Source organism: Salinimicrobium oceani (assembly GCF_012037645.1).
The window spans coordinates 1-622 of sequence record NZ_JAAVJR010000211.1 but is presented as its reverse complement, the minus strand read 5'-3'; the positions used below and the strand labels follow the sequence as shown (position 1 = coordinate 622).

At 35.4% G+C, this 622-nt stretch carries 1 protein-coding gene; it reads left to right on the top strand.

Going from position 1 to position 622, the window contains the following annotated elements; translation table 11 throughout:
* A partial coding sequence (locus HC175_RS16315) for a universal stress protein (protein ID WP_168139446.1) occupies window positions 1-304 on the top strand: 304 nt, incomplete at its 5' end.
* Between the last annotated feature and the right edge of the window lie 318 nt (window positions 305-622).

The following is a 622-nucleotide window of genomic DNA, read 5'->3' as shown; positions in this document are numbered from 1 at the left end:
AGAGGCTAAATTACACCTTGTTTATATTAACACTGCCAATGAATTTATTACTTCTGAAGCCATAGATAACCGGCTGAGCAAATACCTCGACAATCTTAATTTCTCCAATTATGAATTCCATGTCTATAACGATGAATCTATCGAGAGGGGAATTATGAATTTTTCGAGAAAAGTCAATGCAGATCTTGTGGGAATCGCTACTCATGGTCGCAAGGGTTTATCTCATTTTTTCAATGGAAGTATTAGTGAAGATCTTGTAAATCACGCCACCAGTCCTGTAATTACTTTTCAGTTGAAAAAGTAGAGAAAGGTGACTCTCATTTCTCTTTAAGAGTTCTTAACCTAAAGAATTTAACCTTTTGAAAACCACGCGTTAAATTTGAGTCAAACCCAACTTTATTGGGATAAAAAACTTGCCACAAATGTATCTTTGAGCCATATTACTACAATATGGTTTTAAAGGCAAGCTTTCAAATGGCATTTCTCGCGATAGAGATCATTCTCACTTTTTACAGCAATGTATTAGAGGATAGCCTCATGGTTAAATTTTTGCTTTTTGTGATAACCGCTGTCTTAATAGCAATGGGAGTTACTAAACTGGCTAATAATCTTTTACCGGCCG